Below are 16335 nucleotides of genomic sequence, written 5' to 3' on the forward strand. Positions count from 1 at the left end.
CCATATAGGCCGGCATCTATAAGCGAGGTAATATCTTCAGTCAATACACCGCCGATACCGATAACAGGAATGGTCATATTTGCTGCACGCATTTGTTTCATGATAGCTTTAAAGCCTTCCAAACCCAGGATGGGACTTAGCTTTTCTTTGGTCGTTGTGAATCGGTAAGGGCCGCRACCGATATAGTYAACACCTTCGGCAACCCTTTGCTGAACATGTTGAAAAGTATTAGCCGTTCCGCCGATGACCATTTTTTGACCGACAATGCACCTGGCCTGTGCCACAGACATATCCAGTAAACCCAGGTGAACACCGTAAGCCCCCACTTTCAAGGCGATTTCCGGATGGTCGTTCACGATCAGCTTCGCTCCATGCTGGTTACATAACCTATTGGCTTCTATGGCGTATTCCAGGATCACATCTGCGGATTGGTTTTTAACCCGGAGTTGTACCCATTTGCAGCCGGCCTCCAAAGCCTCGCTGATGGCGGTTAGGTGTGTCCCGTTTTCGGGTTGCTGTGAAATATAATGTAGTTTATCGATCATTGGATTCGTATTGTAATTAAACGGGTAGGTTTTTCTGTAATTGAATAAAGCGTTCTACGGCTTTATTTGGTTCATTCCAAAGTGTACCTAATACGGCAGCTCCATCAAACCCCATGGTTTTAAGTTTTGTCAAGGTGGATAGTTCCACGCCACCTAAAGCGATCACTTTAGGTTTAATATTGGTTTTATCCAGTTTAAAATCAGCTGCTAATTTGCTTTGGTAGCCTGGCTTCGATATACTATCGAACACTGGCCCATAAAGAACATAACCCAAAGGTGTTAAATCGGGAAGTATCGAAATATCATGGATAGATGTACTCAACGTAAATTCGTTATCCAGGTAACTTTTCCATTGTACTGTGCTTGCTGCTTCCCGTTCCCTTTCGGTATAATGTAATCTTTTTATCCCATAAGCAGGCGCAATCTCATGAAACTGGTGCAAAGCAATCCTGTCATAAAAACGGGGTGCTATACCATTCAATAAGTCCTTTACCAATTGGATATCACTTTCCGGTTTCCGGAGATGAAAGCATTTCAAACCCGCCATAAACAGGTTGTTGATGAGGATAGGTTCATCATCAACAGCAACCGGGCTTGAAATAGCGATCAGTTCCATTTTTATTACAAATAAATTTCGCTTCCCTTTTGTAAAAACTCTTTCGACTTTTCTTCCATTCCTTTTGATAATGCATCAGTTTCGCCCATGCCGTTTTCTTTGGCGTAGTCGCGTACATCCTGGGTAATCTTCATTGAGCAAAAGTTAGGGCCGCACATCGAGCAGAAGTGAGCGATCTTGGCGCCATCGGCAGGGAGGGTTTCATCATGGAACTCCCTGGCTGTATCGGGATCAAGTGATAAATTAAACTGATCTTCCCAACGGAATTCAAAGCGAGCTTTGCTTAAAGCATTATCGCGATATTGCGCACCGGGATGTCCTTTGGCCAGATCGGCTGCGTGGGCGGCAATTTTATAGGTAATAACGCCATCTTTAACATCCTTTTTGTTAGGCAGGCCCAAATGTTCTTTAGGGGTTACATAGCAAAGCATGGCGGTACCAAACCAACCGATCATAGCCGCGCCGATCGCCGAAGTAATATGGTCGTAACCTGGTGCAATGTCTGTTGTTAACGGCCCTAATGTATAAAAAGGCGCTTCGCCGCAATGCGCCAGTTGCTTGTCCATGTTTTCTTTAATCATGTGCATCGGAATGTGGCCCGGACCTTCAATAATGGTTTGCACATCGTGCTTCCAGGCTATCCTGGTCAGTTCGCCTAAAGTTTCCAGTTCCCCAAATTGTGCGGCGTCGTTGGCATCGGCAATGCAACCGGGCCTTAGGCCATCACCTAAAGAGAATGCCACATCATAAGCTTTCATGATGTCACAGATCTCTTCAAAATGTGTATAAAGGAAATTCTCTTTATGATGTGCCAGGCACCATTTGGCCATAATAGAGCCGCCACGGGACACAATGCCTGTAATACGCTTGGCCGTTAGCGGTACATAGCGTAATAATACGCCTGCATGAATGGTAAAATAATCAACGCCTTGTTCGGCCTGCTCTATCAGTGTATCCCTGAAAAGCTCCCAGGTCAGGTCTTCGGCCTTGCCGTTTGCTTTTTCTAACGCCYGGTAAATAGGTACGGTACCGATCGGTACCGGCGAGTTACGGATAATCCATTCGCGGGTTTCGTGAATGTTTTTACCGGTAGACAAATCCATGATCGTATCTGCACCCCAGCGGCAGGCCCAAACGGTTTTTTCGACCTCTTCCTCGATACTGGAAGTAACAGCAGAGTTACCGATATTGGCATTGATCTTAACCAGGAAGTTACGTCCGATGATCATCGGCTCACTTTCGGGGTGATTAATATTGGAGGGTATAACGGCCCGTCCGGAAGCTACCTCGGCACGTACAAATTCAGGGGTGATGTAGCCTTTTGGGGTGTTAGCGCCAAAACTATGGCCAGGGTGTTGATGGGCCATTACCTCATACTGCCCGTTCAATTGTTCTTTTAGCAAGTCTATACGCTGGTTTTCACGAATAGCGATATACTCCATTTCGGGGGTAATAACGCCCTTCCGGGCGTAATGCATCTGCGATACATTCATCCCCGGTTTGGCACGGTACGGTTTGCTGATATGCGCAAATCTCAAACCGTCCAGGTTTTGATCATTGGCACGCAGATTTCCATAATCGGAAGAAATTTCGCCCAGCTGCTCCACATCGCCCCGGTCCACTATCCATTGCTCACGCAAACGCGGTAAGCCTTGTTTTACGTCAATTTCTATATCCGGGTCGGTAAAGGGGCCGCTGGTATCATAAATAGTTACCGGTGCATTTGGTTCGGTTTCGCCAAACCGGCCGTGCAGTTTGGTGTCGCTCAGGCTTACCTCGCGCATGGCCACTTCAATATTATGGAGCAGCCCTTTAACATACACTTTGCGGGAGGCCGGCAACGGCGTTCGGCTGATCACTTGTTCGTTTGGAATTTTTTCAGTTTTCATAATTTGGTTTTTATGTTTTATCCGCCTTGGGTTGCTTGGATGATGGTGAGGTTATCACCGGGCTGCAGAATATGGGTTGTCCAATTATTTTTAGCAATAATCTCCTGATTGACAGCTATAGCGATGCCTTTGACGGGCAGCGCAAGAACAGTATCAACCATTTGCTGTACTGTGCAAACGTCGGAAACGGAATAATTTTGTTGATTTACGATGATCTCCATCCTGTTTAATTTTTAAACGATAGGAATGGACCCGTTGGAGGATTGGTAAACAACACGGGGTTGTTCTACTTTTCCCTTCGGCAGTACTAACTGCATCAGGTTCAAAGGGTATTTCTCAGCACAAGGCACCCCTAAAGTTTTTTGTAAAGATATAAAGTATTTCGTATTTAATTTACTTTTTATTCTGCTATTAGCCTATGTCATTATTAATTTATGATGGGGGGTATGTTTTCATCAATGCTATTTAAAATCGGCTCAATGGCCTCTCCAATAAGTGTTCTAAGAATTTCCCTTCTGGGCTACTACAAAAAGAGATCAGCCTGTCTATGACGCCAGGCTGATCTCTTTTTGCCCAAATCAGTAGAGGCTTCTGTCGATAAGGTAGCTACGCACAAGCATCGAACATACCTGAGCGGCCGAAGCGTTTTGTCAAATCTTGGCGGATAAACAGTCTCCGCAAAACAAACGAGAACTTAAACAGGAAAAACAACAGGGCTTGAAGAACGAGCTAAAACTGGGAAATGGTTATCGCCGGGATGACAACGAGCTGGTTAATTCATTTATTTAACAGAAATTCGAAATAGTTTTCATGATATATTAATAATGGGTTATAATTTTTATTGAATCTTGGAATCTCGATTTGTTGTCATGCGATATTCTTTTTGTTCATTATCGTTCAGCATGCGCTGTGCATTTGCCATTCCTACTATCAGCAGGAAAAAAAAGCATACAGCTACATGTTATCTTTACTATTTTCAACTTTGGTATTAATACGTTCATGGGTTAAGATTTTTTAATAAAGTTTACCAGGATAACATCATTTTCCCGGATATCAAACTCCTGGGAATACCCGGAATTAGGCTTGATTTCAATTTCCCGTTTTGCAACAGGAGAGCCATTTTCTTCTTTTAACTTTTCAACCTGCTGCCTGTTCAGCTGTCCAGGCCTGCCCATATCCACATAACTTGTATAGGCATCGTTCATCCTATAACCTACTTTATAAATTTCCATTGTATATTTTCCGGCAGGCACATGCGATAAGTTTATTTTTATTTTGCCTTTTGATTTGGCAGGCAAATCCTTTATATAGTAAGATTGATTATTGACAGAATCCGGTAAAGTATAGGTATAATCCCACAATAATGCCTGGATATCCCCTTTATCATTTTTACAAACCCATGAACGTGTGTCATTATTAGCTAATTCGGTTCCTCCAAGCTTATTCATAAATTTATAAGAATAAAAAGCCGGCTTGTTTATACCTTGAATGTTGAGTAAACCAAAACCTCCATGAAAAGGTGTAAACCGTGGGCCCGGTTCTTCAAAAACATCGGTAAAAACCCAGTATGACATGGAGTTGGCCGCGTTGCCAACTTGTTTTAATTTCTCCAGGATATAGGCTGCTTCCTGATAACTGTCGTGCACAGGATCTGCCGGTGTATAGGATGAGCTCCATTCCGTGTAATGCAGTTCCAGGCCTGGCTTAGGTGATTGAGAAATTTGTTTACGGGATTTCAATACGTCGCCGCTTACTGCCAGCGAATCTTTACTTAATACCGTACCCGAGTTGCCATACTCATCCAGAAAGCCTTGGTTTACCCCATATGAATGGGTGCTTACAAAATCTATTGGAATGTTATTTTTGCTGCAATGGCTTATCATTTCGGGAACCCAGGCCGCGCCTGCAGTAGCTGGCCCGCCCACTTTATATCCGGGGTTTACGCTTTTAATTGCTTTGGCGGAATAATCGTACAATTTGAAATAATCGTCTTGCGTCCCGGTCCAAAACCCGGGAGATAAGTTGGGCTCGTTCCACACTTCAAAGTACCAGGATTTTACTTCTTCGGTACCATACCGTTCTGTAAAATGCTGAACAAGGTTGGTTATCAGCGCTTGCCATTTGTTATAGTCTTTTGGAGGGGTAACATTACCGCGCCACCAAAAAATTGTTTGTTTACCGCTTGCCAGGGCATTAGGCATAAAGCCGAGCTCTACAAATGGCTTCATACCAATTTTATGCAGAAAATCAAACAGGGCATCTACATACATATAATTATACTGGGGGTTCCCTTTTGAGTCTTCGGTATAAACAGCCATATCATCAGTGAGTAAGCCATGCATGCGAATATACCGGAAACCACATTGTTTTCTTACGTATTCCAGTTGTTGCTGCCAGTCGGCACGGAGCCCTTCATTTGCCCTGCCTGCGCCTACGCAGGCATTAAACATGCTATTAAGCTTACCCGATGTCTTGTTTAAATCTACGTTAATCGCTCTTTGGCCATTTACATTTGCCAAAAAAGCGAATTGCGAAAGCACCAATACCCAAATTATTTTTTTCATCTGTTTTGTTAATTCTTATTAAAATTATTCTGTCCACACGAGCACGCCCGATGGTTTTAGCGTTTTTTCCCCAATTAAAACTTTTGCATTACCAGGCAGATTAACGGTGTAATTTTCTGATGAATAATTTAATGCCGTATAAAAGCCATCGCGCCAATAAACAAATACACCGGGAGGATAATCCTCCGTTGTAGCACCGGCATCTTTATAAATCTGCCTCAACAAATCCTTTTCTAATTTAGAATCATCGCTATCTACACCGATATAGGTGACGTCGCCTTTGCCAATCCGGTGTTTTACTACAGCAGCTTTTCCTTTATAGAACTGGTTATTATATGTGGCCAGCACACCGGTAGTATCATCCGGCACAAGCAAATCCGCCCAACTATGCCACGGATAATGATTCGAATTCATCAGTATATCGCCTTTACCATATGATGAAAGCATATCGGTTTGGCTTACATGGGCACCAATCAGGTTTGAAATTGGCAAGGCGGTCTCCCCTTCCCAAAAATGCCCTCTGCGATCTTTGGTACCCGTACGGCAGGTAATAACCAGATGGCCGCCTTTGACTACATAGTCATTCCATTTTTTTACCAATGCAGAATCAATCATTTCATAAGCGGGAACGATTACACATTTATACTTCGACAAATCTGCCGTTTCCTGAATTACATCAACAGGTGCACCCAATGACCTTGCAGTTTTAAGGAATTTTATCGGATAATCCCATGTATTCCATTGTCCTGTTTGTTTTTGCCTGTCAATGCTCCAGTAATTTTCCACATTCCACAGAAGCGCTGTCGACCGTGCGGCCAGCTTGGCCGGCATCTTCGTGCCTGGCGTAAATTTCCTCCTCAGTTCTGTTATTTCTTTCATAAACTGCATATAGTCTTTACCGCCCTGCGAAGGTGTTACGCCATCCGTTTGTATTACAGCGGCATGATATTGTTCTGCACCATATAAAATTTGACGAAAGCGGTACGAACAGGCGATCTTTCCTCCCGCCGCAAAGCTGTGGTACAACCATAGCCGAACGGTACCTGGTAAAAGCAGGGGGTTGTAGCTCCCCCAATTAACGGGGCCTGGTTGAATCTCCAAAACCCCTGAGACACCGCCCACAGATTTGTAATATTCTGAAGCAAAAAGAACGACATCGCTGTTGCCTAAACGGAAACCCGATTCGCCAATATTATCAGTACCGCCGTTTGGATATGCCGTGTATGCCGCAAAATCCAGTTTTGTGGTACGGTTAGGATCTGAACCCGTGCAAACGGCAGTATAGTTGGTGGTAACAAATTGCGCCTTTGAAACGTAACTGCGTAAAACTTCTGCCTGAAAATCAAGGAACTCAGCCTGGGCATCTGCAGAATATCTTTTAAAATCCAGTAAGGCATGGGGATTATTACCCCACCAACCTACGAGGTTAGTATTAGGGATGATAACCTGATCAAAACTATTAAACCACTGGCTCCAGAATGCGGCACCCCAGGCAATATTTAATGCATCAGTGGTTTTGTATTTATTTTTCAGCCACGTTCTGAATGCTTCCTGCGATGAGGGACTATAGTCAGACACAGCACCGGGTTCATTATCTATTTGCCAGCCCATCACATTTTTGTTTTGCCCGTATCGCTTTGCCATTTCCGCCACTATTCTTTGTACATAGCCACGAAATTTTGGATTGACCATTGATTCCAGGCCCCGCGTGCCATTTTCCGCACGGATATAGTGGCCATCCATAACAAACGTCTCCGGGTAGTTTATCCGCATCCACGTTGGTGTGGTTGCAGAAGGCGTACACAACAACACTTTAAGGTGGTACTTTGTGCAAAGGCCCACTACCCTGTCAAGCCAGGCAAAATCAAACCGTCCTTCTTCGGGCTCCATTTTAAACCAGGCAAATTCGGCCAGGTGTACAAACTCAAAACCCATGTCTGATATCTTTTTTATATCCCTTTCCCATTGGGCTTCACTCCAATGTTCGGGATAATAATAGATACCCGTTGTTACCAAATCTTTTTCCGGGAAAAACCGGCTGATTTCCTGTGCTTTTAACGCTGCCGAAGGGATTAATATCCCTAATATAATTATAATTATTAATTTTCTCATCTAAAGGTCCCTGCTTTTTTACGGCAGCTGTTATAAAGTTGTTTAATATAAATTTCGTTTGGTATGGATACAGTTGACGTATAAGTTAAGCTATAGTTAATACATTACATTTGTTTATAATACAAGTGTTATTTGGCCTCAGCCTGACCCTCGGGCGAACGCCGCCACTTAAAATAACTATCTAACACCTTTAGCGACGCGGCACCTGGCACGGGGCCGGTATGCGCGGTTTGCGAAAAGTACATCACAACAGGGTGAGCATTGTTAAAAGTGGGCCATTTAGGCTCTCCTGCCCCGTTCGGGTCGCCATACTTTGCAAAATTTGTCCAATACGTGCCCATCGCATCTGAAATATCCAGGTCTGTTTTAGTGGTTTGCGGGCTTGAGGCATCGAGTGTACCAAATACATAAGCCACTTCCTGCCCATGGTGCGATCCATATCCCGCATGGGGCGAACCTTCCGGATAGTCGGGATGTTGATCAAAATAATAATAAAAAACTTTTGATTTACCCTTTGATTGTAGCCGTGCCCAACTCCAGGTATGCCAGCCAAACGCGGCATCCCGCATCAAATCACGGGCAGTTTTTGCAACGCTAACCTTACCGGCCGGATAAGCTTTAATAAGTTCATCGGCAAACTTACCATATCGTTCTTTTACCGCGGCAACATAATCTTCTGTAGTTTTGGGAGGCGAGAAACTGGCCCCCTCATCGGAGTTATAACCTACCAGGACAGGTATTTCGTTATATTTTCCCTCTTCATAGCGTTTATATTGGTCGCCGGGTATTACCCGGCCGTCTATAATAGGCCACGCTAATCCACGTACAGCGGGCAGTTTATCGGCATCTATCTTTCGCAAATCAGCAATTGAAGTAAAACCGGCGTCTTTAACGTATGCTGCTCCTGCAGCTTCCGCATAAGACAAGCTTTTCATATTTTCACCAGGATAAGTTGTAGCACGTGTAGGCCCAAATGAACCGCCGCTTTGGGAGATTGCACCATGGAAAAGGCCTTTAGCCAGAGGGCTTGCACATAACATACTTACCGCAATGCCACCTGCCGATTCACCAAAAATTGTAACTTTATTAGGATCACCGCCAAAAGCGGCAATATTTTCCCTAATCCATTTAAGGCCGGCGATCATGTCCAGCAAACCATAGTTTCCCGAAACATGATTGGGATTCTCGGCGCTAAGTTCGGAATGCGCTAAAAATCCAAGCTGTCCTACCCGGTAGGCGATGCTTACCAATACCACACCTTTTTTTGCCAGCTTCTCCCCGTTATAAGATGGCTCGGCAGTGCCCCCAAAGTTAAATGCTCCGCCGTATATCCATACCAGCACCGGTATTTTGTCCGCCGGCGATTTAGCGGGTGTCCAAACGTTCAGATACAGGCAATCTTCACTTTTTCCTGAAATGGGATTGCCACCCTGTTGCATGGGCTCCGGGGCAAATTTATCGGCATGGCGAATGCCATCCCATTTTGCGGCGGGCTGCGGAGCGCGCCAGCGCAGTTCGCCTACCGGAGGCATTGCAAAAGGAATGCCTTTATAAACGGTAAGACCTCTTTCAGAAATTCCTTGTACTAACCCCTCTTTCACTTTAACCGGAGAGGGTTGGGTTTGCATCAATTGAGCGGCAAGCAGCAGAGCAAGCAAAAAAATGAGATGTTTCATAAACATTTATAATTATTGGCTTATCAAAGCTACATTAAATGAACGACCTTGAAGGGCATCGAGAAGAGTTTGAAATATTGCTATCCTCACTTACCTGATGCTCAATTTTTCCAATGAGTTGGCGGATAAATTTCAAAATTATTTTCGGAACGGTTACTATAACCATCCTTACCCCTATTAATAAGGATCGTAAAAAAACGTTCCTTTTATACCTCTATCATCGCTTTAATTACGCCGTTCGCCGGATCGAGCCAGCTTTCAAATTCATTTGGAACCTTGTCAAATTGTACACGATGGKTAATGTAATTAGACGGTTGAACCAAGCCTTTTTTCATGGACGCAATAACATGCTCAAAATCTTCCCGTGTAGCGTTACGGCTGCTCATTAAAGTGGCCTCGCGCTTGTGAAATTCCGGGTGACTCAAACTAATATCTCCTTTTTGCAAACCAACCAAAACATACCTGGCTCCATGCGCCATATATTGAAATCCGCTATTAATTGCTTTCAAGCTACCTGTTGCATCAATCACCACTGTAGGCATATCTCCTTTTGTTATTGTGGCCAGTTGCTCCAATACATCTTCAGTAGATACGTTAATAATATGATCAATCTTTAGTCTGTCTCTGCAAAATTCAAGCCTTTTTGTGTTGAGGTCCATGGCAATTACTTTAGCTCCTGCAATGCGGGCAAACTCCATTATTCCGAGGCCTATTGGCCCGGCTCCTATCACCAATACATATTCGCCGGGTTTTACACCCGCTCGCCTGATCCCATGCGCACCTATGGCTAATGGTTCTACCAATGCCAGTTCATCATAACTTAATCCTTCACCATGAACCAGCGAATATGTTGGTATATTCAGGTATTCGGCCATTCCTCCGTCCACATGAACGCCACAAACATTAATTTTAGCACAGCAGTTAGGCTTTCCTGATCTGCAGGCAATACAAACACCGCAATTAAAGTATGGGATGAATGTTACGATCTCGCCTTTGGTAAAGCCCGGTGCGCCGTTCGGCTCAACTAACTCGCCCGACAACTCATGGCCCAAAACGCGGGGATAATTAAAAAAGGGCTGCGTACCTTCAAAGGCATGCAAATCGGTGCCGCAGATACCAATCCTTCTGATCCTGATCTGGGCATATCCTTCTTGTATGGCCGGCTTTTCGCGATTACTAAGTGCTAATTTTCCCGGCTCTTCGCAAACTATTATTTGCATCATTATTTATTTTAAAGCTGAAAAATTTGTTCCATCATTACCCACTTCTCCCCTTCTTTTGCCCAGGGCAAGGGCTGTTGGAATTTCCACATTAACTGTTCCCATTCCTGTACTTTAGGATTAACTACATCCATAGCAGCTTTTTTTTCTGCTACATACTGTTCACTGGTTTCCATGATCATAAACAAGCGGTTTCCTGTGCGATAGATCTGCATATCTTTAATTTCTGCATCCAGGATGCTTTTTCGTATTTCGGGCCAGCCATTTTCAGCTTTATGCCAATGTTCATATTCAGCTATTAATTGTGGATCATCTTTTAAATCGAGTGCTAAACAGTATCTTTTCATAGTGGTATTTAATTTTTATAAATAGGCAGAAGCATATGCCTTATCAATCAATCCCCGTTCTTTCATTTCATTCCAGAATGTTGCCGGAATTTTCAAAGAAGCMACCCCAACATTCAATGCCACCCTTTCGGCATTAGTGGTATTTAACGCAATGCTTTTAACGCCCGGCGCTTTTAATCCAAAAACCACGCATGCATCTACCGGTTTAATATTATAATCTTTGCAGGCCCGGTAAAACACCTCCCGCCACTGATACAAACCTTTGTCTTTTACAGGATCTTTTAACTGATAATTATAATAAGCCGATCCGGTTAAAAATCCCCCATTAAATACCGCAGAATTTATAATTGCGACACCTTGTTTTTCAAGCTCCTGCATAAATTCCACCAATTCGGCCGGGTGGCTGTGAACCGTCATGCTGTTGGCAATCATTACCCAATCAAGCTTTACATCCTGAGTTATTCTTTTAATGATTCTCCAGTCCTTTGATCCTACACCAATCGCCTTTACCTTGCCTTGCTCCTTTAAATCATTTAATGCACGATAAGCGTCCAGGATATCCCGGTAGCGTTGTGTTTTTTCCAGATCGTTTTTGGCCGCGGCAAGGTATTCGTCCGGGTCATGTACGGATACCAGTTCTGCACGATAATCGCCCAAAAGCTCATTGCCCTGCTCATAGCATTCCAGGATACCTTCATAACTTATTTTTTGTATGGCATCGTATTTCAGGTCCCGCCATACGCCAGGCTCAAAAGTGGGTTCGGCTGTTTTTAGCTCCGTACGCAGCCAACCCAGCTTATTGCTGATCAGCACATCTGAAGGTTTTACATTCAATTGCGTTAAACACTTGCCCAACGATTCCAGTGCAAGCCCGGCGCCGTACTTACCGGCTGAATCAAACACAGCCGGTTTAGGAGAACATCTGATGCTTTCGGCAACAATAGCGCGTTTGGCCTCGTCGGAAAGGGCTACATACAAATTTCCCAAACCACTGGTTCCAAAAATTACTTTGGGTAAACTGATTTCTTTCATAGTAGGAATGAATTATTTTTTAAAGGATAGTCGAAACCGGTAAATCTTCAGCCTTCACTTTTACCCGATGGCCTTTAAATCCAAAAAATGCAACCACTACAAAACAGAGCAATGGCACTACGTAGCCATATTGGATATTGCCTGTTGCATCGCTAATATAACCAAACACCCTTGGTAAAACGGCGCCACCGACGATAGACATAATGATGAGGCTGCTGCCAAATTCTGTATCAGCCTTTAATTCTTTTATACCCAGCGCAAAAATAGTTGGGAACATAATGGACATAAAAAAGCAAATACCGATAACAGTATAAACGGTTACCATGCCATGACCTAAAATGGCTACTACGCAAAGTAAGATATTGATGCCCGCGTAAGCAGCAAGCAAAACTCCTGAACTGTAATACCGCATTAAAAACGTACCAATAAATCTGCCTATCAAAAAAGCAGCGCCGCATACACCTAAGTAATAGGTCGCTTTTACTTCTGTAAGGCCGGCTGATTTTGGAGCATACAGGATAAACAAACTGAATACACAAACCTGCGCCCCCACATAAAAAAATTGCGCGGCAACGCCCCATGCTAAATGACGGTGCTTTAGGGCATGAAAAATGTTTTTACTGGCTTTATGACCTTCATGGTGTTGAATTTTGGGCAGGTGTGTAAATGCAAAAAGGATGGCGATGACCACCAATACGCTACCCAGTATAAAGTAAGGCATTTTCACGGAAGAGGCTTCGGCGGCAAGTGCCAGTTTGCGGCCCTGCTCGGTCATTACGCTTAATTGTGCAGGTGTGTAACCTTTGGTAAGTATAATACGCCCCCCTATTATAGGTGCCAGCGTTGTAGCCAGTCCGTTAAACGATTGCGCGAAATTAAGTCTTTGTGTAGAGGTTGCCGGATCACCTAATGAGGAAGCATAAGGATTGGCGGCTGTTTCTAAAATGGTCAATCCGCAGGCAATGATAAACAAGGCTACCAGGAAAAATGTGTACTGCTGCGTATTGGCGGCCGGTATAAACAAATAGGAACCAAACGCAAAAATAAGCAGACCCGTTATAATACCTGTTTTATAACCGTATTTTTTCATAATAAACCCCGCTGGCAAAGCCATCAAAAAATAGGCTATAAACACAGCCGAGTCCACCAGGGTCGCCTGAACGGTTGTCAGCGTAAATGATTTTTTCAGGTGTGGTATCAATATGGGATCAAGGTTATGCGCAAAACCCCATAAAAAAAACAAACTGGTAATTAATATAAAGGGGAAAAGGGTTTTATTCTTTGTCATGATCGGATATTATATAACTCCTTCAATTTTTAAAACAAACGCATCTTTACCCGGGGCCTGTTCCGGCAATTTTACTTTGAGGCCTGCTGTGGTTTGCTCAAAACTCAAATTACCGTTTCCAAGCAAACTTACCTTGCTTACCTTACCAGCCTCATTACCTGCTAACTTTTTAATCACGGCTTCGTTTCCTGCCGGCCAACCCAGCATTGTGGCATAAAGGCTTTTACCTTTTACAGTAAACCTGATATCTTCGGCCACGAACGGTTTCCCCTTACCCTCGTTAAAGCCCTGCGCGTTGATTGGTGCTGCCGATTCTATTGCCGGGCCTTCCCCAAATACTTTCCAGGGGCGGGTGCCGTAAATCGCCTCGCCGTTAACCTGCATCCACGCTCCTATGTTTTCAACTACTGTGCGTTCTTCGCTGTCAATAGTGCCGTCTCCCCTTACAGGAATATTTAGTAATAGGTTGCCGTTTTTACTGACAATATCAACAAGGGTATGTACTACAGTTCTGGCACTTTTATAACCTTTGTTATCAAATATGCGGCGATCATAGTGCCAGCTACCAATGCAGGTATCCGTTTGCCACGGCAAAGGTTCTATCTGGTTGCTTTGTCCGCGTTCTATATCCCATATCATGCATTTACGCTGCTGCTCATTCAATACTTTGCCAAACAGTCCCGCTTGTAGTTTACCGTGTTTTTTGATACTGGTATTGTACATGTGCGCCGCAATTTTCAACCCCACGTCGCTTACCGGCCAAAGGGGTAGTGCGGTATCATCAAAATAAATCAGTTCGGGGCCGTACTTGTCAATCAATTCTATAGTGCGGTTCAAAAATTTATCGCAGTAGGCTTTATTAGGTACGCTGGCCCCATTACCCCAATCCCAATGGGAGCCCATGCTGTTGTCATCAAGGCTGTCTTTACTCAGGGGATGGTTTTGCGCGTACAATTCCTGCGGATCATAGCCATTCCACCATTTACCTGCGCCATCCGCTTTGGTAAGCTTACCATCATAAGGTATGCCCGCGTATGGTCCGGTTTTATCGGCGCGCTGGGCAACCTCGTACCAGGTCCAGGGGTGCGATGCATGTACGCTGACGCCAAAAGGCAGGCCCTGTTCTTTAGCAGCCTTGGCCCAGCCGCCAATCAGATCTTTTTTGGGACCAAGCTTGGTAGAGTTCCAGCTTTGGTATTTGCTGTCATAAAGGTCAAAATTATCATGGTGATTGGCCAACGCCATAAAGTATTTAGCTCCTGCCTTTTTGTATAAAGCCACCAATTCTTCCGGGTTCCAGTTCTCAGCCTTCCAATCGTTAATTACATCCTTAAAACCAAATTTCGAAGGGTGTCCATATTTTTGGATATGGTATTTATACTGATCGCTGCCTTCCTGGTACATGCCGCGGGCGTACCAGTCACCACGTTCGGCCTGGCATTGCGGCCCCCAATGCGCCCAGATGCCAAATTTGGCATCGCGGAACCAATCCGGAACCTGGTATCCGGCCAATGAATCCCATGTTGGCTTAAACGGCCCGGCGGCAATGTCGGGATTTGAAGGGGTTTGCAACAAATTGTTAGCATAAAGTTTAGACAGGTATAAGGAAGATATCCCTGTGGCCAAGCCTTTTATTAGTGTTCTTCTTTTCATAATTGGGGTTGGTGATTATTAATAAATAGCTATACTGATCTGCTATACAAATGAATAGCCGGACGATTAAGTAAAATTCTATAAGTCACTGTATATCTATAATTGGTTGATCAGCAATACACATTGTTTGCATCTATAATTGATAAATCAAATTTCATTTAAATTATATTTAAATAGTTGATCTAATGGGACTTTTTTTTATACAAAACCGACATTTTGTTTATTATTGTTCTGTCGAAAGCACGAAACCTGTTCTGGACGCCGCAATTAGAAATACACTGAAAGGCATCCTTACAGATGAAACAATAATTTTATAGTAGCTTACCTGCTGCACATTATGATTAAAAGAGTATTAAAACATACGTTTACGCTATTGAATGTAGATCATGTGAACCTTGGCACGAAATGGAATTATAAAAACGTGATTAGTCCGTATTTCAGACTTTATTACATTGATGCCGGTGCGGGCGAAATTTCAGATATTTCAACAACACTGAACCTCGAGCCCGGATTTTTATACATGATACCAAGTTTCACTTTGTGCAACCTTGCCTGCCAAACTCACCTGAGCCAGTATTTTATCCAGTTTTTTGAGGAATCATCCGATGGTATCTCCTTGTTTGCCTATAACCGGTCTATTTTTAAAGTAAAAGCATCAAAAGTTGACATCTTGAATTTTGCCCGTTTACTGGAAATAAATCCAGGAAGGGGCATTAACCGTTCAGACAATCCCAGGATATACGAAAAAAATATCTTTTATAAAGAGTACCAGGAGCTTAATAATCAGCAAAACATGGCGACTTTTACAGAGACCCATGGCATACTTTTGCAATTGGTCTCCCGCTTTTTAACACCGGAGATATTCAAACATAAAGAAGCCGGCCACATACCGGTTAAAATCCTTAATGCGATCAGCTATATCCAATTGAATCTGCATCAGGATCTGTCAGTAGCTAACCTGGCCGAAAAAGCGAACCAGCATGCCGATTATTTCTCTCGCCTGTTTCAACAGTATACAGGTGAAAGGCCCTTAAAATATATCCATGAAAAAAGAACTGAACGAGCTCAATACCTGATGGTTACCACTCAGATGACTTATGCGGAAATTGCAGTCCAAACCGGCTTTGAAAATATATTTTATTTTTCCAAAATATTTAAAAAGATTACTGGCATGTCTCCCGGTAAGTATAAAAAGCAAATTGATTTTGTCCGTTTTTAGGTTGCCGTGCAACTTCGGAAGCCTCTCTTTTCAATTCGCCTTTTTCAGTGTAGCCTGGTTTCGCCTGCTCTTAAAAGTGTAATCAGCATCATATATTTCTTTTTTTGCCAGGTTTGATATATTAGCAGGATGATAAATTCGCTGTAAATTTGTTAGCGGTAACCAGTTAGCATT

Annotated in this window: 14 protein-coding genes and 1 riboswitch; of the genes, 2 read left to right on the top strand and 12 right to left on the bottom strand. The window is 43.5% G+C overall.

Features of this window, described 5'->3' with window-relative positions:
- From AC1DPZ_RS10450 to thiS, 4 genes are all read right to left on the bottom strand, one after another.
- Positions 1 to 545: thiamine phosphate synthase (locus tag AC1DPZ_RS10450; RefSeq protein WP_477402956.1), on the bottom strand; the 545-nt coding region annotated here is incomplete at its 3' end.
- Positions 546 to 561: 16 nt separating this feature from the next.
- Positions 562 to 1161 carry a thiamine phosphate synthase gene (locus tag AC1DPZ_RS10455; RefSeq protein ID WP_477402958.1) on the bottom strand — a complete coding sequence of 200 codons (600 nt, stop codon included), beginning with the start codon at positions 1159 to 1161 and terminating at the stop codon, positions 562 to 564.
- 5 nt (positions 1162 to 1166) lie between these two features.
- Positions 1167 to 3050 carry a phosphomethylpyrimidine synthase ThiC gene (gene thiC, locus AC1DPZ_RS10460; RefSeq protein ID WP_477402960.1) on the bottom strand — a complete coding sequence of 628 codons (1884 nt, stop codon included), beginning with the start codon at positions 3048 to 3050 and terminating at the stop codon, positions 1167 to 1169.
- A gap of 17 nt (positions 3051 to 3067) precedes the next feature.
- On the bottom strand, positions 3068 to 3271 hold the full coding sequence (gene thiS / locus AC1DPZ_RS10465; protein WP_477402962.1) for a sulfur carrier protein ThiS: 204 nt from the start codon (positions 3269 to 3271) through the stop codon (positions 3068 to 3070).
- Between the two features lie 55 nt (positions 3272 to 3326).
- Positions 3327 to 3414: riboswitch (TPP riboswitch) on the bottom strand.
- 293 nt (positions 3415 to 3707) lie between these two features.
- Between thiS and AC1DPZ_RS10470 the strand changes: the two genes are divergently transcribed.
- Positions 3708 to 3839 carry a hypothetical protein gene (locus AC1DPZ_RS10470; RefSeq protein ID WP_477402964.1) on the top strand — a complete coding sequence of 44 codons (132 nt, stop codon included), beginning with the start codon at positions 3708 to 3710 and terminating at the stop codon, positions 3837 to 3839.
- Positions 3840 to 4054: 215 nt separating this feature from the next.
- Here AC1DPZ_RS10470 and AC1DPZ_RS10475 read toward each other — a convergent pair whose 3' ends face one another.
- The 8 genes from AC1DPZ_RS10475 to AC1DPZ_RS10510 form a co-directional block, all read right to left on the bottom strand.
- A complete protein-coding gene (locus AC1DPZ_RS10475) occupies positions 4055 to 5614 on the bottom strand; it encodes a GH39 family glycosyl hydrolase (RefSeq protein WP_477402966.1) in 1560 nt (519 codons plus the stop codon).
- A gap of 24 nt (positions 5615 to 5638) precedes the next feature.
- Positions 5639 to 7726: a beta-galactosidase gene (locus AC1DPZ_RS10480; RefSeq protein ID WP_477402968.1), complete on the bottom strand. Its 2088-nt coding sequence runs from the start codon at positions 7724 to 7726 to the stop codon at positions 5639 to 5641.
- A gap of 128 nt (positions 7727 to 7854) precedes the next feature.
- On the bottom strand, positions 7855 to 9402 hold the full coding sequence (locus AC1DPZ_RS10485) for a carboxylesterase/lipase family protein (RefSeq protein WP_477402970.1): 1548 nt from the start codon (positions 9400 to 9402) through the stop codon (positions 7855 to 7857).
- Between the two features lie 206 nt (positions 9403 to 9608).
- Entirely contained in the window at positions 9609 to 10625 is a 1017-nt protein-coding gene (locus AC1DPZ_RS10490) for a zinc-binding alcohol dehydrogenase family protein (RefSeq protein ID WP_477402972.1), read from the bottom strand.
- Between the two features lie 8 nt (positions 10626 to 10633).
- Positions 10634 to 10969 carry an L-rhamnose mutarotase gene (locus AC1DPZ_RS10495; RefSeq protein ID WP_477402974.1) on the bottom strand — a complete coding sequence of 112 codons (336 nt, stop codon included), beginning with the start codon at positions 10967 to 10969 and terminating at the stop codon, positions 10634 to 10636.
- Positions 10970 to 10984: 15 nt separating this feature from the next.
- Positions 10985 to 12001 carry an aldo/keto reductase gene (locus tag AC1DPZ_RS10500; RefSeq protein WP_477402976.1) on the bottom strand — a complete coding sequence of 339 codons (1017 nt, stop codon included), beginning with the start codon at positions 11999 to 12001 and terminating at the stop codon, positions 10985 to 10987.
- A gap of 19 nt (positions 12002 to 12020) precedes the next feature.
- On the bottom strand, positions 12021 to 13289 hold the full coding sequence (gene fucP / locus AC1DPZ_RS10505; RefSeq protein WP_477402978.1) for an L-fucose:H+ symporter permease: 1269 nt from the start codon (positions 13287 to 13289) through the stop codon (positions 12021 to 12023).
- Between the two features lie 9 nt (positions 13290 to 13298).
- Positions 13299 to 14942, bottom strand: coding sequence for an alpha-L-fucosidase (locus AC1DPZ_RS10510; protein WP_477402980.1), 1644 nt, complete (start codon positions 14940 to 14942; stop codon positions 13299 to 13301).
- Between the two features lie 337 nt (positions 14943 to 15279).
- On the opposite strand from AC1DPZ_RS10510, the gene AC1DPZ_RS10515 reads away from it, so the two are divergent.
- Positions 15280 to 16161: a helix-turn-helix domain-containing protein gene (locus AC1DPZ_RS10515; RefSeq protein ID WP_477402982.1), complete on the top strand. Its 882-nt coding sequence runs from the start codon at positions 15280 to 15282 to the stop codon at positions 16159 to 16161.
- The last annotated feature ends 174 nt before the right edge of the window (positions 16162 to 16335 follow it).

The sequence above is a fragment of the Mucilaginibacter sp. P4_G9 genome (assembly GCF_056400985.1).

Coding starts and splice junctions, on each gene's coding strand:
- AC1DPZ_RS10455 (WP_477402958.1), bottom strand. CDS start 1,161: ATGGAACTGATCGCTATTTCAAGCCCGGTTGCTGTTGATGATGAACCT.
- thiS (WP_477402962.1), bottom strand. CDS start 3,271: ATGGAGATCATCGTAAATCAACAAAATTATTCCGTTTCCGACGTTTGC.
- AC1DPZ_RS10475 (WP_477402966.1), bottom strand. CDS start 5,614: ATGAAAAAAATAATTTGGGTATTGGTGCTTTCGCAATTCGCTTTTTTG.
- AC1DPZ_RS10480 (WP_477402968.1), bottom strand. CDS start 7,726: ATGAGAAAATTAATAATTATAATTATATTAGGGATATTAATCCCTTCG.
- AC1DPZ_RS10485 (WP_477402970.1), bottom strand. CDS start 9,402: ATGAAACATCTCATTTTTTTGCTTGCTCTGCTGCTTGCCGCTCAATTG.
- AC1DPZ_RS10495 (WP_477402974.1), bottom strand. CDS start 10,969: ATGAAAAGATACTGTTTAGCACTCGATTTAAAAGATGATCCACAATTA.
- fucP (WP_477402978.1), bottom strand. CDS start 13,289: ATGACAAAGAATAAAACCCTTTTCCCCTTTATATTAATTACCAGTTTG.
- AC1DPZ_RS10510 (WP_477402980.1), bottom strand. CDS start 14,942: ATGAAAAGAAGAACACTAATAAAAGGCTTGGCCACAGGGATATCTTCC.
- AC1DPZ_RS10515 (WP_477402982.1), top strand. CDS start 15,280: ATGATTAAAAGAGTATTAAAACATACGTTTACGCTATTGAATGTAGAT.